The organism is Plantactinospora sp. CA-290183 (assembly GCF_050936375.1).
Taxonomy (GTDB): domain Bacteria; phylum Actinomycetota; class Actinomycetes; order Mycobacteriales; family Micromonosporaceae; genus Plantactinospora.
Map to the genome: position 1 here is coordinate 692,566 of NZ_JBNJMX010000002.1, position 21,178 is coordinate 713,743.

Consider the following 21,178-nt stretch of genomic DNA (forward strand, 5'->3'; position numbering starts at 1 on the left):
GGGGAGGTCTGTGGGGTGGGTGCAGGGTAAGCCCAACGTTGGACCCGGCCGCAGATCGTGGAAGCCGAGCTGTCCGTCCGCGTCGCCGGAAGGCAGCGGAGAAGGCCGCGAACGCCGCAGCCAACGCCGACGCGTCCGGCCGTGACACCCTGCTCGCTGACGCCACGGCCGCCGCGATGAACGCCGACGCCCTCAAAGTCCCCGTCATCCCTCAACTCGTCGCCGACGACGTCACGAGCGAAGCAGCGGCATCTTTGCTGGCCGAGCAGGGCGGACGCCTAGCCGTCCTCTCCCCAGAAGGCGGCATCTTCGCCACCATAGCCGGCGGCTACTCCGGCACTCCCAACCTCGAGGTGTTCCTGAAAGGGCACGCCGGAGACATGCTCCGAGTCAACCGCCGTAGCCGCGCGGCCGAGCATGTGGCACACCCGCGCTGACCCTCGGCCTCGGCGTACAGCCCGACGTGTTACGCGACATCGCCGACATGCCTGGTTTCCGAGGTAAGGGACTACTGGCCCGCATCCTGTTCTCCCTGCCATAGAACACCGTCGGACGACGGAAGATCGGCGCCGACCCGGTACCCGAGCAGGTAGCCACCACCTACGATTCACGGCGCACCATCGATGCTCCCGACTGGTTGGCCACGCTGGTGTCGAGTCACATCGCCCACAATCGGCCGAAGCCGTGTCGGTGCCACGGGCGTACGTACGTCTTCCAAGGCCACCGGTCCGCGAACGGTGCGGCGCATCGGCCAGGGCCGAAGCTGGTGGACGTTGCCCGCCGTGCCGGGGTGTCAACCGGCACCGTGTCGACCGTCCTGAACCGTCCCGAAGCCGTAGCCGAGCTGACCGGAACGAAGGTCACGACCGCTATCACGGATCTCGGCTACGTCCGTGGCGGTATGACAGGGGAGCTTGCCGCACACTGGCGCCGGACCGGGTTCGCGACGTGGCTGTTCCACCCGGCCGCCACCGGCTGGTACCCAAGGAAGGCTCCCCATCCGCCCCGGCCGGTGCCGGTCCTTGGCGAGCCGTGGCCAGGCGTGCCGGTGCGTGGCCGCAACGCCTCGGAGCGCGCCGACTCGTGTTGGACGCCCATCGCCCCGAGGCTGACGCCGCACGGGCTGAGGCATACCCACAAGACCCTCATGGTCGAGCTGGGCACGCCACCCAAGCTGATGGACGAGCGGATGGGGCACGAGGACGGATCGGTGCGGGCGCGGTACTCGCATGTCACGCCGGAGATGCGTCAGCGGCTCAGGGCGGATCTGACCGGCCTTTGGAAGGCTGCCGTAGCAGCCCGCCGGGAGCTGGCCACCGGCTCTCCCGTGTCGGTCCTGAACCGCCTCTTGAAGGCCCGGCACCAAGACTCCGGGAGACGAATTCCAAGATCTTCTCCCAGATTTCTCCCAAGGCGACGCGGGAGACGAATCAGGCCCGGTATCACTAGCAGTGATACCGGGCCTGACCTGCACTTACTCTGGTCGGGGTGGCCGGATTCGAACCGACGACCTCTTCGTCCCGAACGAAGCGCGCTACCAAGCTGCGCCACACCCCGAGGCGTGCTGAGCCATAGTAGCCCACCCGCCCGGAGGGGCAAATTCGGTATCCCGGCCGGTACGCGCCGGCCTGCCGCCGGGGCCCGGCGGCCCCCGCTCAGCGCGGGATCAGGGTCAGCAGCGAGGCCTCCGGCCGGCAGGCGAACCGGACCGGGGCGGTCGGATGGGTGCCGAGCCCGGCCGAAACGTGCAGCCAGGAGTCCGATTCCGGCCACCGGTGCAGCCCCTTGGCCATCGACCGGGGCAGCCCGCAGTTGGTCACCAGCGCGCCGTAGAGCGGTACGCAGACCTGGCCGCCGTGGGTGTGCCCGGCCAGCAGCAGTTGGAAGCCGTCGGCGGCCATCTCGTCCAGCACCCGGGGCTCCGGCGAGTGGGTCAGCCCGATCGCCAGGTCGGCCTGCCCGGTGACCGGCCCGGCCACCGAGGCGTAGTCGTCACGTTCGATGTGCGGGTCGTCTACCCCGACCAGCTCGATCAGCCGGCCGCCGGCCTTGACCGACGTACGGCCGTTGTTCAGGTCGGCCCAGCCGGACCCGACCAGCACCCCGCGCAGCTCCTCGAACGGCAGGTCCACGCCCTGCACGTACTCCCGCTCGGGGAGCAGGTAGCGGAACGGGTTCTTCCAGACCGGGCCCCGGTAGTCGTTCGAGCCGAAGACGAACGCGCCGGGGAAGTCGAGCAGCGGTTGCAGGGCACGCAGCGCGCCGGGCACCGCCTCGGGGTGCGCGAGGTTGTCCCCGGTCACCACCACCAGGTCCGGGTCGGTCGCCGCCAGCGAGGCCACCCAGGCCTGCTTACGGTGCTGGTCCGGCATCATGTGCAGGTCCGACAGGTGCAGGATGCGCAGCGGTTCCGCGTCGGTGGCGAGCACCGGTACGTCGTACCGGCGCAGGGTGAAAAGGTTCCGCTCGACCAGCGACCCGTACGCCAGGGCGGTCCCGCCCATGACGGCGGCGCCGGTGGCCAGCCGCAATACTGTGCGCTTTCGCATGGACCTCAGGGTAGTTTCACCGTTCATGAGCACCTTGAAGGACCTCCTCACGAACGACATGCGTACCGCGCTCAAAGCACGCGACGAGCTGACCACGTCGACCCTGCGGATGGCGCTGGCGGCGATCGGGACCGCCGAGGTCGCCGGCACCGCCAAGCGGGAGCTCTCCGACGACGAGGTGCTGGCCGTGCTCACCAAGGAGGCGAAGAAGCGCCGGGAGGCGGCGACGGCCTTCGCCGACGCCGGCCGGGCCGAGCAGGCGCAGCGGGAGCGGGCCGAGGGCCAGGTGCTGGACCGGTACCTGCCCAAGCAGCTCAGCGACGACGATCTCGCCGAGCTGGTCGCCTCGGCGCTGCACGCCGGCGGCTTCGGCGGCCGTAACCAGATGGGCCCGGCGATGAAGGCGGCCCAGGCCGCGGTGGACGGCCGGGCCGAGGGGGGCCGGGTCGCCGCGGAGGTACGTCGACAGCTCGGCGCCGGATAACCGGGCCGGCTGCCGGCGGTACGACGAACCGGGCGGGCACCCGAAGTGGGTACCCGCCCGGCGCACGTCCTGCCCTGCGTCCTCGCCCGGCTCAGCCGGTCGTGGGTCGTGGGTCCGAGACCGGTGGCCGGCTGCTCGGCCGGCCGGGGGCGTTGTTGCCGCCCGTACCCCTGCCGTTGCTGATCTGGATCATGACGTCGCCGCCCTTGATCGTGCGGCCGTCCGGGCTGGTGCCGGCGACCCGGTTCGCCGGGCAGCTGGAGTTGATCGGCACGCTGTCCACCTGAACCTCGAAGCCGGCGCCCTTGAGTCGCTGCCGCGCGGTCTCGATCGTCTCGCACCGCACGTCCGGGATCGAGCGGGTGTCCCCTTCGAGGATCTTGCCGGTCGGCGGGGTGAACTGGATCGAGGGTTTGCCCTTCATCGCGTCCCGCAGCGTCTGGTAGACCGCGTGGTTGACGCCGCCGGGCTCGTTGTGCCCCATGTTCTGGTTGGTCTCGGGCCAGTCCGGGTCGGCGAGGATGCCGGCGACCGCGAGCTGCTTGGTCATCACGACCAGCGAGGCGCTCCGCTCGGAGTCGGTGGTGCCGCTCTTGCCGGCGACCGGCTTGCCGACGTCACCGCGGACGTTGCGGGCCGTGGCGCCGTTGCAGCGGGAGGTGCTGGACCGGTCGCCGACCGGGCAGCGGGCCGCGTCCACCGCGGCCCGCGCGACCTCGGTCTTGATCCGCTGCTGGCACCGCGGGTTGGCGATGTCGAGCTTGTTGCCCTCCTGGTCGCGGATCTGCTGCACCGGGATCGGCTCGCAGTATTTCCCGTCCGCCGCCAGCGTGGCGTACGCGTTGGCCAGGTCGAGCGGGGTGGTCTGGGAGACGCCGAGGGTGAACGCACCCCACTGGTCGGCGGACTGCTCGGTGCTGGCGAACTTGGCGTCGTTGGAGGCGCGGAACTTGATGCCCATCCGTTCTGCCGCGTCGATCACCTTGGCCGCACCGACCCGCTCCTGCAACGGTACGAAGTAGGTGTTGACCGAGGCGCCGAAGGCGCTCCACATGTTGTGCCGGCCGGCCATGCTCGCGCTGGCGTTACCCGGGCAGTACTTGTTGGTGCCCGGACAGGCGGCGGGGGCGTTGTACTCGAGGATGTACCCCGACCGGTAGACCGGCTTGGCGTCGATGCTGTGTTGCAGCGGGTAGCCGTTCTCCAGGGCCGCCACCACGGTGAAGATCTTGAAGGTGGAGCCGGCCTGGTAGCCGGTGATGTCGCCACCCCCGGTGAGCAGCGGATTCGTGGTGTTCGGGTACGTGCCCCGGATGCCCTTCTTCCGCTTCGCCGGGTTGGTCGACAGCTTGTTCGCCGGCTTGTCCGGGTTGTCGAGCTTGTAGTGGCGGTTGACCGCCAGCGCCCGGACCCGGCCGGTGCCGGGCTCGACCGCCGCCACCATCATGGCTTCCTTCTTGCCGGTCTTGACGTTGCGCTCGACCGCCTTCTTCGCCGCGCTCTGGGTCTTCGCGTCGAGGGTGGTGACGATGCTGTAGCCGCCGCTCTTGAGCCGCCGCTCCCGGTCGTACTGGGTGGCGCCGAAGGTCTGCTGGTCCATCCACCACCGGTAGAAGAAGTCGCAGAAGAAGCCCCAGTCGTTCTGCCGGGTCGCCACGCAGCCGTTGGGGGTCCGCTTGTCCTTGACCGTCAGCTTGATCGCCTTGGCGGCGGTGGCCTGCTCGGGGGTGATCGCGCCGATCTCGACCATGTTGTCGATGACGTAGTTGCGGCGCTTGGCCGCCTCCGGGTAGCCGCTGCGGGTGGTCGGGTTGAACGCCGAGGGCGCCTTGACCATGCCGGCGAGCATCGCCGCTTCCTCGATCTTCAGGTCCTTCGGGGCCTTGCCGAAGTAGACCTGGCTGGCGGCGAAGACGCCGTACGCGCCGTTGCCGAAGGGGGCGATGTTGAGGTAGCGCTCCAGGATCTCGTCCTTGGACAGGTCCGCGTCGATCTGGAGGGCGTACCGCATCTCGCGGAGCTTGCGGGCGCTGGTGTCCTCGGTCGCCGCGACCACGTCCTGCGGGTGGGTCGCCGAGTACGCGATCGCGAGCCGGACGTACTGCATGGTGAGCGTCGAGGCGCCCTGGGTGGTGACCCCGGCGCTGTTGTTGGCGACGAACGCGCGGGCCACGCCGTTCATGTCCACGCCGTTGTGCTCGTAGAACCGGTGGTCCTCGGCGGCGATGATGGCCTGCCGCATGATGGGGGCGATGTCCTTGAGCGGCACGTCCCGCCGGTTCTCGTCGTACATTGTGGCGAGTGGCGTCTTGCCGTCCGAGGCGTACAGGTAGCTGATCTGCGGCGCCTTCTTGACGGTCAGCTCGCTCGGCAGCTTGTCGAACGTCTCCGCGCCGGCCTTCGCGGCCAGCCCGGACATCGCCACTGCGGGGAAGGCGGCCGCGGCCACCACCACGCCGGCCAGCAGGCCACAGATCAGCAGCGACGCGGCGTTCGTGAAGACATTGTGGTCACGCTTCCGCATCCAGGTCACCTCGACAGGGTACGTGAATCAACACCGGGGTCGCGCCCTGCGTACTTTCCCCATTTCCTGCGGGCGCTGGCCTCGTTGTGTTAAACGCACGGCCCCTGGCAGACGGTTGCGGGTTCCCGGTGCCGAGTCTCCTCCTTCCGAAGAGTCTCCGCAGCGTTTTCGCAGATCGTTGCCGGGTAGTCAGGGCCAGATTGTCGGACGAAGCGTCATGGACTGTCCGGGGTGATGGATTTGCCTGACAACGTTGCGTAATCAGTTGACTACAGAGCATGATGGTCGAGCGAGAGAATCGCATGTCGTCCGTGGTGCCCGGGGGAGGGCGTCACGGGTGGCCGGGGGGTTATCGCCGGCTGACCGGCTCTGGTCGGTAGCGGGACTGCAAGGGGGGACAGAAACAGATGGGCATGATCACAGACTGGCCCACACTGGCGGCGTGTCAGAACGGGGATCCTGACGCGCTGTTCGTGCAAGGCGCCGAGCAGAACGTGGCGAAGCGGATCTGCCGCAGCTGCCCGGTGCGGTACGAGTGCCTGGCCGACGCGCTCGACAACCGCATCGAGTTCGGCGTGTGGGGTGGCATGACCGAGCGGGAACGCCGGGCCCTGCTACGGCGTCACCCGCAGGTGGCGAGCTGGCGGAAGATGTTCGAGGCCGCCATGAAGAACAAGGACAAGGTCCTCGTCACCGCCGGCTGATCACGGTACCTATCGTGCGCAGCCCGTCGACGTCGTGTACGTCGGCGGGCTGTGCCGTGACCGCCACCGTCGGCACCTCGGGGAACGCGTCGGTGAAGACCCTCGCCACCCGCCGCTCCCGCGCCGCCTGCTGGGCCAGCGCGGCGTGCGCCCGCAGCGTCTCCACGGTCGCCTCGTGGCCGCCCAACCCCGCCAGGCGGTCGGCGGCGGCCAGGCTCTCCTCGGCGGTGGGCGTCTCCACCGCGGTGCGGTGCACCCGGTTGAGCACCAGACCCGCCAGCGGCATCCGCTCCTGGCCGAGCCGGCCGGCGAAGTACGCCGCCTCCCGCACCGCGTCCGGCTCCGGCACCGCGACCAGCAGGAACGCCGTCTCCTGGGCCTGTAGCACCCGGTAGGTCTGCTCGGCGCGCTGCCGGAAACCGCCGAACATGGAGTCGAGCGCCGCCACGAAACCGGACAGGTCAGTCAACAACTGGGCACCGAGCACCTTCTGCACCACCCGGGAGAACATCCCGAAGGAGGCGGTGACCAGGCTGAACATGCTCCGCCCGCCACTGCGGGCCGGGGCGAGGAGCAGCCGCAGCATCCGGCCGTCCAGAAACCGGGACAGCCGGGCCGGTGCGTCGAGGAAGTCCAGCGCGGAACGGGACGGCGGGGTGTCGACCACGATCAGGTCCCACTCGCCCCGGGCGTGCAGCTGGCCCAGCTTCTCCATCGCCATGTACTCCTGGGTACCGGCGAAGGTCGAACTCATCGCCTGGTAGAAGGGGTTGGCGAAGATCTCCGCCGCCTTCGCCGGGTCGGTGTGCGCCAGCACCACGTCGTCGAAGGTCCGCTTCATGTCCAGCATCATGGCGTGCAGCTCACCGCCGCTGGCCTCGGCGTCGATCCCCTTCACCTGGCGCGGCGTGTTGTCCAGCTCGGTCAGGCCCAGCGACTGGGCCAGCCGCCGGGCCGGGTCGATGGTCAGCACCACCGTACGGCGGCCGTGCCGCTCCGCGGCCCGCAGCGCCAACGCGGCAGCGGTGGTCGTCTTGCCCACCCCGCCCGCGCCACAGCAGACCACGATCCTCACGCCGGGATCGGCGAGGATCCGGTCGATGTCCAGCTCCGCTGCTGGTTGATCGGCACGCACCAAACGAGCGTATCGGGACCGCGCGGCGTCGACGGCGTGGTGGCGCGCAGGTGTGAGTCAGTCGGCCCCCGTTCCCCCCAACGAGGACGACAGGGGTGAAAGGAAGGGCCCCTTATTATCGCTTTTTGTATAGGAAGGGCCCCTTCCTAACACCTGGGGCCCGCGTACGGCTCAGGCTGGTTGGTCGTCCGCGGCCAGCAGGGTGTCGGCGATCGCGTCCAGGCCGGCCCGGTCGACGCCCTCGGTCAGCAGCGGCAGCTCCACCAGGGGACGGCCCAGCTCGACCAGGTCGGCCCGCAGCGACTCCTCCAGGTCCCGCCGGATGAGCTGGTCCAGCGCCTCCGCGTGCAGGCCGGCGACGGTGGTCCGGTCGGTCGGCAGCCCGGCCGCCGCCAGCCCCCGGCGCAGCTCGGCCTGGGTCACCCGACCGGCCAGCAGCGCCGGCCGGGTGGCGTTCAGGATCAACCGGCCGACCGGGATCCCCAGTTTGTGCAGGTCCGCGATCGCGTCGACGGTCTCCTGGACCGGCATCTCCTCCAGCAGCGTGACCACGTGTACGGCGGTCATCGGCGAGCGCAGCAGCGCGGCCACGCCCTCGCTCTGGGTCTTGATCGGGCCCACCTTGGCCAGCCGGGCGGTCTCCGCGGTGACGTTCAGGAACCGGCCGATCCGCCCGGTGGGTGGGGCGTCGAGCACCACCGCGTCGTAGACCCGCCGCCGGTCGGCGGTACGGGTGGTGGCCTCCTTCACCTTGCCGGTGAGCAGTACGTCGCGCAGGCCGGGGGCGATGGTGGTGGCGAAGTCGATCGCGCCGAGCTTGCGCAGCGCGCGCCCGGCCGCGCCGAGCTTGTAGAACATGTCGAGGTATTCGAGGAGCGCCTCCTCGGAGTCGACCGCCAGCGCGCGTACCTCCCCGCCGCCGCGGGCGGTGGCGATCCGCCGTTCCTCGTACGGCAACGGGTCGGTGCCGAAGAGCTGGGCGATGCCCTGGCGGCTCTCCACCTCCACCAGCAGGGTGCGCCGCCCGCCGACGGCCAGGGCCAGCGCCAGCGCGGCGGCGACCGTGGTCTTGCCGGTGCCGCCCTTGCCGGTGATCACGTGCAGCCGGGCCGGCCAGACGGCACTGGCTCGTTCGGCCCCCGCCCGGTCGGCCCGTACCTGGTACGCCGACCCCTCACCCGTTCCCACGTTCCGAGCCTAGCCACCCCGGACGGCGCGACGCCGCCCAGCGGCTACGTGACGTCGCAGACCCGCCAGCCGGACTGCTCCACGACGATGAACCTCAACCGCTGGTCGACGGTCCGCTCGTCACCGGTCGTCATGGTCACGGTTACCGCGACGAGGGCCCGTTCCGCGTCCTGGTCCTCGATGCGCGGCTCGTCCCAGCGGAACCGGGGAGTGTCGTACGTCGTCGCGTAGCCCGCCAGCTCCTCGATCTTCGCGTCGATCGCGCGCTCGTCGCGGGCCTCGGCGCAGACCAGGCCGGTCGCCTTGGCGGCGTCCTTCTCGGTGTAGACCGCCCGCAGGAAGCTCTCCACCGCGGTCGTCGGCTCCGCGGCGCCCTCACCCGCCTCGGCGTTGCGGAGCACCAGGAACGCCGCCACACCGCCGACGGCGCAGAGCAGCAGCGCCGCCGCCAGCGCGATCGAGGTGATCAGGAGGGTACGCCGCCTCGGGGTGGCCGGCGGGACGGCGGGCGGGTGGCCGGCCGGCCCGGGAGCGCCGGGTGGCGGCCCCCCGGGGCCGGGAAGGGGAGCGCCGGTGGTGGGCCCGGGGTGCCCGGCCGACGGTGTGGCTCCGAGCGGCTCCGCCACGATCGGTTCCGCGAGGACCGGCCCGGTCGCCAGGGGCGCCCCGGCCCACTGCGGTTCGTGGGCCATCGCCGGGGTGGCCGCCGGGTCGGGGGCAACCGCCCGGGTGGCGTCCGGATCCGCGTCGGGGGCGAAGGTCTGGCCGGCCCAGGTCGCGTCCGGATCCGCATCGCGGGCGGGAGTCTGGCCGGCCCGGGTCGCGTCCGGATCCGCGTCGGGGGCGAGGGTCTGGCCGGCCCGGGTGGCGTCCGGGTCCGGCTCGGAAGCGAGTGCCCGGGTGGGGTCCGGGTCCGGCTCGGAAGCGAGTGCCCGGGTGGCGTCCGGGTCCGGATCCGGGCCGGGGGCGACGGTCGGACCGGCCGGGGAGAGGTGCGGGTCCGGGTCGGGGGTGAGTGCCCGGGTGGCGTCCGCGTCCGGTCCGGCCGACGTCGCGTCCTCCGGTTCCGGGTCGCGCGGCGTCTCCTCGTCCGGCGTCTGGTCCGGCGCCGGCTCCGGGCGGTCCGCGTGGGCCGGCGGTTGCTCAGCCCGCCCCTCGGCGGGTTCCTGCCCGGTCTGCGGCGGGGTGGCCTTGGCGCCGTCGGATTGGGTCATGGTGTCCTGTCCCCCGGGTGGGGCCTCCGGACGCCACCGGCGCCGGGCCGGTTCAGCGGGGCGGCGGGTCGCGGGAGGCGGCTGGTCGTCGGGCGGGCTGGTGTGGGCGACGGGCGCAAGGATGACGCCGTGGCGTACTGGGACCGGTGTGGCGGAAGAGCATACCGCCCGTCCCGGGCGAGGGTAACTTCTCGTGGTTGGACGAGCCGAGACCGCGTCACCGTTGCCGGCGGCGGCAGCCCGTAGGCTGTCGGGGCCGAAAGCCCGAGACCGAGGGGGACCTCTAGCAATGCAGAAGTGGGAGTACGCGACGGTGCCGCTGCTGGTGCACGCGACCAAGCAGATCCTCGACAACTGGGGTGAGGACGGCTGGGAGCTGGTCGCCGTGGTGCCCGGCCCCAACCCGGAGCAGCTCGTCGCGTACCTCAAGCGGGTCAAGCCGTGACCACCGGACCGCACGCGAAGCTCGCCGAGCTGGGTCTCGCCCTGCCCGAGGTGGTTCCGCCACTGGCCGCGTACGTCCCGGCGGTGCAGTCGGGCCGCCACGTGTACGTCTCCGGCCAGTTGCCCCTCGCCGACGGCAAGCTGCTGGCCACCGGCAAGGTGGGCGCCGGGGTCTCCGCCGAGCAGGCGAAGGACCTGGCCGAGCAGTGCGCGCTGAACGCGCTGGCCGCGATCGACGCGCTGGTGGGCCTGGAGACCGTCGTCAAGATCGTCAAGGTGACCGGTTTCGTCGCGTCGGCGGAGGGCTTCACCGGCCAGCCGGGCGTGGTCAACGGCGCCTCCGAGCTCTTCGGGACCGTCTTCGGTGAGGCCGGGCGGCACGCCCGCAGCGCGGTCGGGGTCGCCGAGCTGCCGCTCGGTGCCCCGGTCGAGGTCGAGGTCATCGTCGAGGTCGCCTGACCGCCGGCACACCGGCGACGCGGGGTTGTCGTCTCCGGGTCGTACCATCGCAGCCATGACCGGGCACGTGACCGCACCGGCGGCGGCGCTTGCCGACCAGCTGCCGAGCTGGGCGGCGCTGTGCCGTGCCCCCAACCCGGGGCCGATGACCCTGGACGGCACCAACACCTGGGTGCTGGGGGTGCCGGGAGCCGGCGGTGTGGTCGTGGTCGACCCCGGCCCGCTCGACGAGGGCCATCTGGCGGCCGTGGTCGCGCTCGGCCCGGTCGCCGGTGTGCTGCTCACCCACGGGCACCCCGACCATGCCGAGGGGCTGGCGCGGTTCCTGGAGCTGAGCGGAGCGCCCCGGCTGCTCGCCGAGCCCGGGGTCGCGGCCGTCGACGCCGCCGGCCTGCGGCTGCGCCGGCTGGACACCCCGGGGCACACCGCCGACTCCGTCTGCTTCCTCGTGGAGGCGGCCGGCGAGCGGGCCGTCTGCACCGGGGACACGATCCTCGGCCGGGGCACCACCGTGGTGGCGTACCCCGACGGCGACCTCGGCGACTACCTCGACAGCCTGGCGGCGCTGGCCGGGTACGAGGGGATCCCGGCGCTGCCCGGGCACGGCCCGGCGCTGGCCGACTGCGCCGTGGCGGCCCGGTTCTACCTGGCCCACCGGCGGGCCCGGCTGGACCAGGTACGCCAGGCGGTGGCGGACGGCGCCACCACGGCGGCGGCGGTGGTCCAGCGGGTCTACGCCGATGTCGACCGCTCGCTCTGGCCCGCCGCCGAGTGGTCGGTCCGGGCCCAACTCGCCTACCTCGACGACCACACACCCCGGCGGGCCGGGTCCCGACCACCCGAGCCCGAGGCACGGAAACCCGGCCCGGGGGGACCTGATCCGGAGAACCGGGAATCCGGCCCGGGGGCCGGTGGGTTGGACCTCGCGTGACCTGCCCGGTGTGTGGAACCGTTGCCGTACCCGGCGCGCGGTTCTGCCACAACTGTGGCGTCGCGCTGCCCGCCGCCGCGACCCTGCCGGAGGCGGAGCGCCGGGTGGTTACGGTGCTCTTCGGCGACCTGTCCGATTTCACCTCCTGGTCGGAGGACCTGGACCCGGAACGGGTCAGCGTGGTCACCGACCGGGTGCTGGCGGCCCTGGCCGGCGCGGTGAAGACCTTCGGCGGGCACGTCGACAAGCTGACCGGCGACGGGATCATGGCGGTCTTCGGCGCCCCGGTGGCGCACGAGGACGACGCCGAGCGCGCGGTCCGGGCGGCGCTGTCGATGCAGCGCGCCGTACGCCGGGTCCTCGACGACGAACGCGGGGGCGGTGCCCCGCTCGGGCTGCGGGTCGGGCTCAACACCGGTGACGTGGTCGCCGGCATCCAGGCCGCGATCGAATACACGGTCATCGGCGACACCGTCAACACCGCCGCCCGGCTCGCCGACGCCGCCGCGATCGGCGCCGTCTACGCCGGTGCCCGGACGGCCGCGGAGACCCGCCGGGTCGCCTCCTGGCGGCAACTGCGTCCGCTGCGGCTGAAGGGCAAGCGCGAGCCGGTCGAGGCGTACGAGCTGCTGGGCCTGCTGGATGCCCCGGGCACCCGGTCGGGGCTCGGCGACGAGGCGCCGTTCGTCGGGCGGGAGACCGAGATCGGGCGGGTCGCCGGCCGGCTCGCCGAGGTCATCGACCAGGGGCAGTCCCGGGTGCTGCTGATGACGGCCGAGGCGGGCATCGGCAAGTCCCGGTTCGCCGCCGAGGTCGAGCGGCTGGCCGCCGGTTACGACGTCAGCGCCGGCCGGTACGCGACCCACACCGGCGCCCGGGTGCTCTCGGTGAAGTGTGCGGCGTTCGGGGAGCGGCGCCGGCTCGCCCCGCTCGCCGACCTGGTCCGCGCGGCGGTGGGCCTGCCCGACGGTCCGGCCACCGCGGTGACCCGACCGGTCGTGGAGGAGCGGCTGCGCCGGCTCGGCCAGCGACTCGCCCGGCTCCGCCCCGACCCGCCGCCGGTCGCCACCGACCTGCTGCTGGCCCTGCTCGGTTACGCCGACCTGCCGGCCGCGCACGGCACCGTGCCGACCGGGGCGGCGGAGTGGCCGGCGGCGGGGCAGAGCCCGGACGCCGACGCGATCCCGGTGGCCGTCGCCGAGCTGCTCAGCGCGCTCGCCGTCGAGACACCGCTGACCGTCATCGTCGACGACCTGCACGACGCGACCCCGGAGACCACGGACGCGCTCGGGGTGACGCTGTCCCGACTGGCCGGGCCGGTGCTCGTGCTCCTGCTCGGCCGCCCCGAGCTGGTCCGCACGGCGGGGGCGCTGACCCGGCTGGCCGACGCCGAGGTGCACGCCCTACCGCCGCTGCGCGGTGCCGACGCCGCCCGGCTGCTCACCACGTACCTCGGTGGGGGCCGGCTGCCGCAGGCCGACATCGACCGGTTGCTCGCCACCGCGCAGGGCAACCCGTTCTACCTCGCCGAGCTGGTCACCCTGCTGATGGAGCGCGGGGCGCTGACCCCGGCACCGGGCCGGCCGAGCGGGACCGGGCCGATCACCGGGCCCGGCGCGGCGGCCGGGAAGAGGACGCCGACCGGGGCGGCGGCCGTGATCGCCACCGCGGCGGCCGGAGCCGGTACGCCGGCGGCCGGGGCCGGTGCCGGCACGACGGTCGATACCGGCGCTCCCGCCGGCGCGACGGGCGGATCCGGCACCGGCCGGAGTGGCTCGGGGATCGGCGGGAGTGGCTCGGGGATCCGCCCGAGGGTGGCCGAGGGGACCGCGTCGACCCCGTCACCGGCCCCCGTCACCGGCTCCCAACCCGGCGCGTACTGGCGGCTGGTGCCCGGCTCCCTCGGCAGCCGGCTGCTCTCCCGCGACCTCGCCGCCGTGCTGGCGGCCCGGATCGACGCACTGCCCGCCGAGGCCCGTGCGACGCTGCGCGACGCCGCCGTGGTCGGCGACACGGTGCCGGCCGGGGCGCTGGAGGCGCTGCGTGAGCGGCGCGCCGGCCGCGACGGTCGGCCGACCGCGGTCCTCGCCGTCGAGCTGGAGCGGGCCGTCGAGGAGCTGCTGCAGCGTCGCATGCTGCACCGCAACCGCGAGGGTTACTCCTTCGCCACCCCGCTGATGCGGGAGGCGGCGTACGCCGGCATCGGCAAGGCCGACCTGGCCGACCGGCATGCGGCGCTCGCCGAGTGGGCGGCCCTGCCCGCCGGTGGTCCGCACGGCGGCGGGGACGGCCGGGGTGGCGGCGGGCCCGCCGGGATGTCGGAGGCGGAGCGGGACGCGTTCATCGCGGCGCACGCCGAGCGGGCCAGCATGCTCGCGGACGCGGTCGGGCTGCGCCCGGACGTGACCGCGCGGGCCGTCGCCCCGCTGGGGCTCGCGGCGCTCAGCCGCTCCGCCCGGCGCGCGCTGGCCGTCGGGGAGCCGGCGCTCGCCGTGGAGCACGCGGAGCGGGCCGCCCGGCTCGGCGGCGAATCCGTGCCCGGCGCCGACCGGCTGGTACACGCCCGGGCGCTGCTACAGGTGGGGCGGATCGCCGACGCGCTCGCCCTGGCGGAGAAGACCGGGGCGAACGCGGGGGACGACGCCGCCTGCCGCGCCGGGGCACTGCTCGTCGCCGGCCAGGCGTACCAGGCACAGGCCGACCAGGGGCGGGCGGTGAGCAGCTGGCAGGAGGCGCTCCAGGTCGCCACCCGGGCGGACCTGCCGGGGCCGCGCGCCTCGGCGATGCGCCGGCTCGGCATGGCCGACTTCGTCAGCGGTCGGCTGAGCCAGGCCAGCAGCCGCTTCGCCGGTGCCTACCAGGTCAACCTGGCGGCCGACGACCGCCGTGGACAGGCGTGGTCGTTGCAGAACCTGGCCTGGGTGACCACCACCCGGGGCGACTTCGCCGGTACGGACGCGGTGCTCGGCCGGGCCGCCCGGCTCTTCGCCGAGACCGAGGACCCGATCGGCCGGGCCTGGCTGCGCGGCACCACCGCCTTCGCCCGGCTGCTCGCCGGGCGGCTCGGTGAGGCACGCCGGCTGGCGCAGATCTTCCTGCCGTTCGGCGAGCGGGTCGGCGAGTCCTGGGCGGTGGGCACGCTGCGCGCCGTCGAGGCGTTCGCGGCGGCCGAACTGGGCGAGCTGACCGAGGCGGACCGGGAGGCGCGTCGGGCCTACCGGGACTTCGCCGCCGCCTCCGACGACTGGGGGCGGGGCTTCGCCCTGGTCGTACGGGGTGCGGTGGCGCGCGGGCTGGGCGAGCCGGAACACGCCACCGACCTGCTCGGCGACGCGCTGCGGTACGGCCGGCGTACCTCGCACCCGCTGTTGACCGGGCTCGCCGGCACGCTGCGCGGCTTCGTGGCGCTGGACCGTGGCGACGTGGCCGGGGCCGAGCGGGACGCCGAGGCGGTGCTCGCCGCCGTCGAGCCGCACAACCCGCTGGCGCCGATCCAGGTGGGACCGAGGGTCCTGCTCGCCGCGAGCCGGCTGGCCGACGGCGACGCCGCCACGGCCGTACGCCTGCTCGCACCGATCGCGGAGGCGGGCGCGGTGCCGTCGGTGCTCTTCTCCTGGCGGCAGGCCCTGGCGCGGTACGCCTCGGCGCTGCTCGCCGACGGGGCGCCGGAGACGGCGCTGGACTGGGCCCGCCGGGCGGTCGAGGCGCCGGGCGAGGACATCCGCAGCCGGGTGATCGCGACGACGGTCCTCGCCGAGGTGTTGGCCGCGCTCGGCCGGACGGCGGAGGCGCGGGTGGCCGCCGAGGAGGCGGTCACGTTGGCGTACTCCACGCAGCAGACCGGCGAGCGGGCCCGCGCGGACGCCCTGCGGGACCGGCTCGGCCCGCCGATCGCCACCGGCGAAGGGCTGCCGGCGGACACGGAGCGCGCGTGGGTGGGGGACGGGGCCGTGGTGGCCCGGCAGCGGGACGCGGCGGAGCCCGACACCGACGTCGACACGGACCTCTCCGACGCGGGATTCGACGATCTCATGGATTCCGCATGGCCGGGGCAGCCGCTAGCCTAGGGCGATCCGTCCACAACGGACGGCCATTCAACTGAGGGACGTCTCGTGTGGCTGCCCCGCTCGGTCGCGGCCTGGACCATCGCCGTTTTCGGCGCGCTCGCCGTCCTGCTCGGCGCGGCGGGCCTGGTCCGGCCCGAGTCGCTGCTCGCCCTGCTCGGTTTCGAGGTGCTCCCGCCGGCCGAGCGGATGCCAGGCGACCACACCCGGACCTTCGTCACCGCCTCCTCGATGGCCTCGTTCAACATGGGCGTCTACTACCTGCTGGCGGCCCGGATGGACTGGCGGCCGTTCTTCCGGTTCACCGTGGCCTTCCGGCTGCTCACCTTCGCCGTCTTCACCGCACTGGTGCTGACCGACACGGCGCCGCCGCGTTTCCTCGGGGTGGCGGCCTGGGAGGGGGCCGGGGCGGTCGCCACGGGCGTCGGGTTGTGGCTCGATCGGCGTCGGGTCGGGAACCCGTCGATCGCCGGTACGGGTACGGGGGAGTGATTCGTCCGGCGTCTTCGGTATTTTCAAGGTTGTGAGTAACACTCCGCCCGGCCCGCTTCCTCTGCCCGTGGTGCCCGGGTTGGAGGATTTGCAGGTGTTTGCCCGAGGCGGTTACGCCACCGTCTACCGCGCCACCCAGATCTCCGTCGGCCGCGAGGTGGCGGTCAAGGTGGAGAACCGGACCCTGGAGAGCGAGCGTGACCAGCGCCGGTTCCTCCGGGAGGCGCGGGCGGCCGGGCGGATGTCGTCGCACCCCCACGTGGTCGACCTCTTCGATGCCGGGGTCACCGAGGACCAGCATCCCTTCCTGATCATGGAACTCTGCGACGGTTCGTACGCGGAACGGATGCGGACCTCGCCGCTGAGCCCCATCGAGGCCCGCGACCTCGGCGTGAAGATCGCCGACGCCCTCGCCGACGCCCACCACCTCGGGGTGCTGCACCGGGACGTCAAGCCGGCGAACATCCTCTACTCGCGCTTCAACGAGCCGGCGCTGGCCGACTTCGGGTTGGCCATCCTGGCCGAGGCCCGGGACTCGCTGGTCACCCTGGAGGTGCTCACCCCGGCGTACGCGCCGCCGGAGATGTTCCGGCACAGTCCGCCCTCGCCGGCGGTGGACGTGTACGCGTTGTGCGCCACCCTCTACGCGGTGATGCACGGCAAGCCGCCGCGCTGGCAGGCGGACCGCAACCCCGGCCTGCTCACCCTGATGGAGCTTTTCACCGAGCCGATCCCGGAGCTGCCCGGCGTGCCGGACGGTCTGCTCGATCTGCTCCGGTACGGCATGGCGAACGACCCGGGCGACCGCCCCTCGGCGGAGGAGTTGCGGGACCTGTTGGCGGCGCTGCCGTTGCCCCCGGCCGGGACGGGCGCGTCGGCCAGTCCGAGCGTCACCCGACCGGTCTCCGGGGTGCCCGTCCCGGGCTCGCCGGTCTCCGGTCCGCCGGTACCTTCCCGACCGGTCGCGGCGGGGCCGGTCGGGCCGCGGTCGACGCACGGCGGGCCGTCGGCCGGGTGGCCGGTCTCCGGCGGACCGGAGCCGGGCGCTGCCGGGTACGCCGCTGGGGCGGGCGGTGGCTGGAGCACCGGCACGACCGGGCCCGAGGCGGCGTCCGGGCGCCCGGCGGATCAGTCGTCGGGCGAGGCTGCGCGGCCGGGGGCGTGGCCACCGGCGCCCCGACGGCCCGGCGCCGACGCGCCGGGCAGAGCGCCGAGCTCGGGTGGTCCCGCGCCGGGCGTGTACCGGTCCGGCGCCCAGCCGGGCCCGGCACCCCGGCCCGCGTCCGGGCCGCCGTACGCCGACGCGCACCCGACCGTGCCGCACCCGACCGTGCCCCACCCGAAACGTCGACGTCGGCTCTACTGGTTCTTCGGCGGTCTCGGCGCGGTCGCCCTGCTGGCCACGGTCGCCGCCGCCTCCTGGTACGTCGCCGCGCGGGCCACGCCGACCTGGCCGCCGGGCGCCGGGGCACGGAACACGGCGACCCCGGTCGGTCCGGGTGCCAACCGGGCCCTTCCCGGCACCGTCGGCACGCTGCGCGGTTGCCTGGTCCCGCTCCCGTCCGGTGTCCGCTGCCCTGGTGAGCTGGAGTGCTTCGGCCCGGTCAAGGTCAAGGAGCGGCGGGCGACGGCCGCACGGTTGCCCTGCACCGGCCGGCACACCTGGGAGACGTACGCCGAGGGCGACCTGCCGGCCGGGCTCGACCCGGGCGACCACGAGGCGGTACGCGACGATCCGACCGTACGGCGGGTGTGCAGCCCGACGGTGTTCCGGCTGACCACCACGCTGCTCGACGTACGGGGCTGGCGGTTCGAGGTGCTGCCCCCGGAGGCCCCCCACCCCTCCACCGGCACCTTCCGCTGCCTGGCCGGCCGAGGCCCCAACCAACTGACCACCCCCACCCTCACCACCAACTAACCCCGCCCACCCGCCCCGCAGCCCTCACCTCGCCCGCCCCGCGGGCTCGCCCCGGTGATCAGGGAGCTGTTCCGGCGTGTCGTCGGCGAGTCGTGGGTTCGGCCCCCTGATCAGCGAGATCTTGCGCATTTCTTGCGGTGACCAGGTTGGACAGTGCTGGCTACGCTGTGTTCTCGCGAGCCTTCCTTCAGACGGGGTCCGCCGATGACCGAGACATCGCTTCGAGCCCGCATCCGGCTGGCCGCCACGACCGTGGCGGTCGTGGCGACGCTGCTGCTCGCCGCCGGTGCGGGCTGCGACAGCCAGCAGGAGCCGAAGCTGGCAACGGTGCAGCAGAAGCTCGAGGAGTCGCACATCTACGGCCAGAGCAAGCTGAGGATCGGGGTGGCGGCCTTCGAGCCGCTGATGGGCGTACTGGAGAACGGCAGGTACGTCGGCTTCGACATCGAGATCGCCCGCTACATCGCGGCCTCCCTCGGCTACGCCGGTGACGAGCGGATCGAGTTCGTCCAGCTCCTGACCGAGGACCGCATCCCCGCACTCCAGGGTGGTCGGGTGGACATCCTGGTCGCCAGCTTCTCGATCACCGAGGATCGGCAGAAGCTCGTCAGCTTCGCCGGCCCCTACTTCGTGACCACCCAGGAGGTGCTCGTCCCGGCCCGGTTGAAGGACCGGATCCGGACGATCGAGGACCTGCGCAAATTCCGGGTCTGCACCAGTGGCGGCTCGACCAGCGAGGCCGAGCTGGGCAGACACGAGGTGAAGGTGCTGGTCGTCAAGAACGTCCGGGACTGCGTGGCCGGGATCCGGGACCGCAGGTACGACGCGGTCAGCTCCGACGAGACGATCCTGGCCGGGTTCCGTTCCCTGTACCCGACCGAGTTCGAGATCGTCGACATGCCCTTCGGCACCAGCGAACAACTCGGCGTGGGGGTGCCGATCAGCGACCCCGCGCTGCGGGACCTGGTCGCCTTCTTCCTGCACAAGAGCTATCTGGCCGGGCGTAACGGCCGGACCAGCCCGTGGCTGACCGCGTACAACCAGACGCTCGGGCCGTGGTTGCAGGCCGAGCGGGAGCAGCCGCCGCCGCTCCAGGTGCCCCAGCTGGTGGACTTCGACGACCGGGCGCCGACATGACAGCCCCCGGCGCCGGTCCGGCCGCCGTCGCCGACGACCCGGACGGGGACGGGGCCCGGCAGGACGGTGGCGACGGCTCCGAGCCGGCCACGGTACGCGGGCGGGCGGCGAGCCGGGACCCGACCGAGCACCGGTCCCGGGCCAGCCAGTCGTTCTGGACCCTGGTGGTCGGGGTGCCGGCCGTCTTCTCCGTACTCCGGCTCGGTGTGGAGGCGGGCGGCGAGTTGCAGACCACCCTGCTGCTCGTGGCGAACGTGGGTCCGGTCAACCTCGCCGCGGCGCTCTTCACCACCGCGGCCCGGCTGGTATCGGCGGGGCTCGTCGCGATCTTCGCCATCGGAGCGGTGCTGGCGGTGGCGTCCGAGCACGCTCCGAACCACTGGATCGGCCGGCACCCGCCGCTCTTCGCGCGCTGGCGCGAGAACACGCCCGCGTGGGTGGTGGTGGCCAGCTTCGGCGTGGCGCTCGCGACCTGGCCGATCCTGTACCTGCCGCTGCTGCTCCCGGCGGCCGCCGCCGCGTTCCAGTTCCATCCGACGAGCCTGGACGAACGTCGGGTACCCCGGTTGGCGCTGCTCGCCGCGTTGCTGACGGCGTACGCGCTGCTGCTGCTACCGACCCTGCGGGAGGCGTGGGGGCAGCGGGAGTTCTTTCCGGTACTGGCGTTCGCGGCCCCGCCGCTGCTCGCCCTCTTCGTCTCCGGGTCGATTCCCGCGGCCGTGGCCCGACCGCTGGCCCTGGTGACCCAGGTGACGGTGTTGGGCATGCTCGCCTGGACCGCCCTGCCGGTGATCACCACGCCGGTGCTGCCGCTCACCGTGACCACGGTGCAGGACGGTGCCGGCGGCACCGAGGACATCCGGGGCCACGTCATCACCGTGGACGACGCCAGCACCGTGATCCTCCAGGAGCGCGGTGGCGTGCGGTACGTGCCGGTGGACCGGGTCGAGTCGCAGGTGCTCTGCCCGACCGAGGAGGAGTTGCCCCGGCACCGGCTGCGGGTGCGCGACTTCCACGTCGAGGATTCCCTGCTGGAGGGGCTGGGCCGGCGGATCCGGCCGATAAAACGGGTCGACGCGGCCTGCCGTACGGCCACCGACGGGGGCTGATCCCGCCGGGCGGCTCCGGCACGGCGGGGTGCGCTCACCGCCCGCCGGCCCGGCATGATCGCGCTGATCAAGGGGACGAAACCACGACACGCCGACGACACGCCGGAACAGCTCCCTGATCACCGCGATCATGGTGGGCGGGCGGGTGGGTCAGACGCGGGCGCGCCGGGCCAGTCGCTCCGGGTCCAGGATGATGATGCTCTTGCCGTCCAGGCGGAGCCAGCCGCGCGAGGCGAAGTCGGCCAGGGCCTTGTTGACCGTCTCCCGGGAGGCGCCGACGAGCTGGGCGATCTCCTCCTGGGTCAGGTCGTGGGTGACCCGGAGTACCCCGCCGTCGCGGGTGCCGAACCGGCCCGCCATCTGGAGCAGGTTCTTCGCCACCCGGCCGGGGACGTCGGTGAAGATCAGGTCGGCCAGGTTGTCGTTCGTCCGGCGCAGCCTGCGGGCGAGCACCCGGAGCAACTGCTCGGCTATCTCCGGCCGGTTGTTCAGCCAGGGCCGCAACGCCTGCTTGCGCAGCCGGGCGAGCCGGGTGTCGATCACGGCGGTCGCGGTCGCCGTGCGCGGGCCCGGGTCGAAGAGCGACAGCTCCCCGACCATGTCGGAGGGGCCCATCACGGCGATGAGGTTCTGGCGCCCGTCAGCGGCACGTCGACCGACCTTGATCTTGCCGCTCAGGACGATGTAGAGGCTGTCGCCGGGTTCGCCCTCGTTGAAGACGATTTCACCCTTGCGTACCTCAAGCGTCTCCATGTCCTTTGCGAGCGCCTCGGCGGCCTCCGGGTCGACACCCTGGAAGATCCCGCTGCGGGCCAGCACCTCGTCC

14 protein-coding genes, 1 tRNA gene and 5 pseudogenes are annotated in these 21,178 nt (G+C 73.1%); 13 read left to right on the forward strand and 7 right to left on the reverse strand.

What is annotated here, in order from left to right; all coding sequences use genetic code 11:
- Positions 1-42: 42 nt before the first annotated feature.
- Together ACQEUR_RS08045 and ACQEUR_RS08050 are read left to right on the forward strand one after the other, a co-directional pair.
- A pseudogene (locus ACQEUR_RS08045) lies at positions 43-604 on the forward strand (DUF3987 domain-containing protein); the annotation flags it as partial.
- Between the two features lie 162 nt (positions 605-766).
- Positions 767-1,228 (forward strand): annotated as a pseudogene (locus ACQEUR_RS08050) (LacI family DNA-binding transcriptional regulator); the annotation flags it as partial.
- Between the two features lie 252 nt (positions 1,229-1,480).
- Here the strand turns inward: ACQEUR_RS08050 and ACQEUR_RS08055 are convergent.
- Both ACQEUR_RS08055 and ACQEUR_RS08060 read right to left on the reverse strand, forming a co-directional pair.
- Positions 1,481-1,557 (reverse strand) — tRNA-Pro (locus tag ACQEUR_RS08055).
- A gap of 98 nt (positions 1,558-1,655) precedes the next feature.
- Complete coding sequence (locus ACQEUR_RS08060; protein ID WP_433027667.1) at positions 1,656-2,549, reverse strand: metallophosphoesterase; 894 nt, start codon at positions 2,547-2,549, stop codon at positions 1,656-1,658.
- A 25-nt stretch (positions 2,550-2,574) separates the two neighbouring features.
- Here ACQEUR_RS08060 and ACQEUR_RS08065 point away from each other — a divergent pair, with 25 nt between their 5' ends.
- Positions 2,575-3,033: a GatB/YqeY domain-containing protein gene (locus ACQEUR_RS08065; RefSeq protein ID WP_433027670.1), complete on the forward strand. Its 459-nt coding sequence runs from the start codon at positions 2,575-2,577 to the stop codon at positions 3,031-3,033.
- Between the two features lie 91 nt (positions 3,034-3,124).
- On the opposite strand, the gene ACQEUR_RS08070 is transcribed toward ACQEUR_RS08065, so the two are convergent.
- Positions 3,125-5,557, reverse strand: coding sequence for a transglycosylase domain-containing protein (locus ACQEUR_RS08070; protein WP_433027804.1), 2,433 nt, complete (start codon positions 5,555-5,557; stop codon positions 3,125-3,127).
- Between the two features lie 407 nt (positions 5,558-5,964).
- Between ACQEUR_RS08070 and ACQEUR_RS08075 the strand changes: the two genes are divergently transcribed.
- On the forward strand, positions 5,965-6,261 hold the full coding sequence (locus tag ACQEUR_RS08075) for a WhiB family transcriptional regulator (RefSeq protein ID WP_192766482.1): 297 nt from the start codon (positions 5,965-5,967) through the stop codon (positions 6,259-6,261).
- On the opposite strand, the gene ACQEUR_RS08080 is transcribed toward ACQEUR_RS08075, so the two are convergent.
- From ACQEUR_RS08080 to ACQEUR_RS08090, 3 genes are all read right to left on the reverse strand, one after another.
- Positions 6,248-7,396 carry an ArsA family ATPase gene (locus ACQEUR_RS08080; RefSeq protein WP_433027674.1) on the reverse strand — a complete coding sequence of 383 codons (1,149 nt, stop codon included), beginning with the start codon at positions 7,394-7,396 and terminating at the stop codon, positions 6,248-6,250. The two genes, ACQEUR_RS08075 and ACQEUR_RS08080, sit on opposite strands and share 14 nt — an antisense overlap.
- Positions 7,397-7,567: 171 nt before the next feature.
- Positions 7,568-8,500 (reverse strand): ArsA-related P-loop ATPase, encoded by a 933-nt coding sequence (locus ACQEUR_RS08085; protein ID WP_433027807.1) that lies wholly within the window; start codon positions 8,498-8,500, stop codon positions 7,568-7,570.
- A 128-nt stretch (positions 8,501-8,628) separates the two neighbouring features.
- Positions 8,629-9,798, reverse strand: a complete 1,170-nt coding sequence (locus ACQEUR_RS08090; RefSeq protein ID WP_433027677.1) for an Rv0361 family membrane protein — start codon at positions 9,796-9,798, stop codon at positions 8,629-8,631.
- Positions 9,799-10,087: 289 nt separating this feature from the next.
- On the opposite strand from ACQEUR_RS08090, the gene ACQEUR_RS08095 reads away from it, so the two are divergent.
- From ACQEUR_RS08095 to ACQEUR_RS08135, 9 genes and pseudogenes are all read left to right on the forward strand, one after another.
- Positions 10,088-10,243 (forward strand): hypothetical protein, encoded by a 156-nt coding sequence (locus ACQEUR_RS08095; protein WP_433027680.1) that lies wholly within the window; start codon positions 10,088-10,090, stop codon positions 10,241-10,243.
- The gene (locus tag ACQEUR_RS08100) at positions 10,240-10,701 is read left to right on the forward strand and encodes a RidA family protein (protein WP_433027682.1); all 462 of its coding nucleotides are present in this window, start codon (positions 10,240-10,242) and stop codon (positions 10,699-10,701) included. Before ACQEUR_RS08095 ends, ACQEUR_RS08100 begins: the two co-directional genes overlap by 4 nt.
- Positions 10,702-10,756: 55 nt before the next feature.
- A complete protein-coding gene (locus ACQEUR_RS08105; RefSeq protein ID WP_433027685.1) occupies positions 10,757-11,632 on the forward strand; it encodes an MBL fold metallo-hydrolase in 876 nt (291 codons plus the stop codon).
- Positions 11,629-13,200: pseudogene (locus tag ACQEUR_RS08110) on the forward strand (adenylate/guanylate cyclase domain-containing protein); the annotation flags it as partial. The gene ACQEUR_RS08105 and the pseudogene ACQEUR_RS08110, both read left to right, overlap by 4 nt.
- 306 nt (positions 13,201-13,506) lie before the next feature.
- A pseudogene (locus ACQEUR_RS08115) lies at positions 13,507-15,510 on the forward strand (adenylate/guanylate cyclase domain-containing protein); the annotation flags it as partial.
- A gap of 234 nt (positions 15,511-15,744) precedes the next feature.
- Positions 15,745-16,188 (forward strand): hypothetical protein, encoded by a 444-nt coding sequence (locus tag ACQEUR_RS08120; RefSeq protein WP_433027688.1) that lies wholly within the window; start codon positions 15,745-15,747, stop codon positions 16,186-16,188.
- Between the two features lie 70 nt (positions 16,189-16,258).
- A pseudogene (locus ACQEUR_RS08125) lies at positions 16,259-17,260 on the forward strand (protein kinase domain-containing protein); the annotation flags it as partial.
- A 1,050-nt stretch (positions 17,261-18,310) separates the two neighbouring features.
- Complete coding sequence (locus ACQEUR_RS08130) at positions 18,311-19,243, forward strand: transporter substrate-binding domain-containing protein (protein WP_433027691.1); 933 nt, start codon at positions 18,311-18,313, stop codon at positions 19,241-19,243.
- Positions 19,240-20,352, forward strand: a complete 1,113-nt coding sequence (locus ACQEUR_RS08135; RefSeq protein ID WP_433027694.1) for a hypothetical protein — start codon at positions 19,240-19,242, stop codon at positions 20,350-20,352. Before ACQEUR_RS08130 ends, ACQEUR_RS08135 begins: the two co-directional genes overlap by 4 nt.
- A gap of 150 nt (positions 20,353-20,502) precedes the next feature.
- Here ACQEUR_RS08135 and ACQEUR_RS08140 read toward each other — a convergent pair.
- The coding region (locus tag ACQEUR_RS08140) for a Crp/Fnr family transcriptional regulator (protein WP_433027697.1) at positions 20,503-21,178 on the reverse strand (676 nt) is incomplete at its 5' end.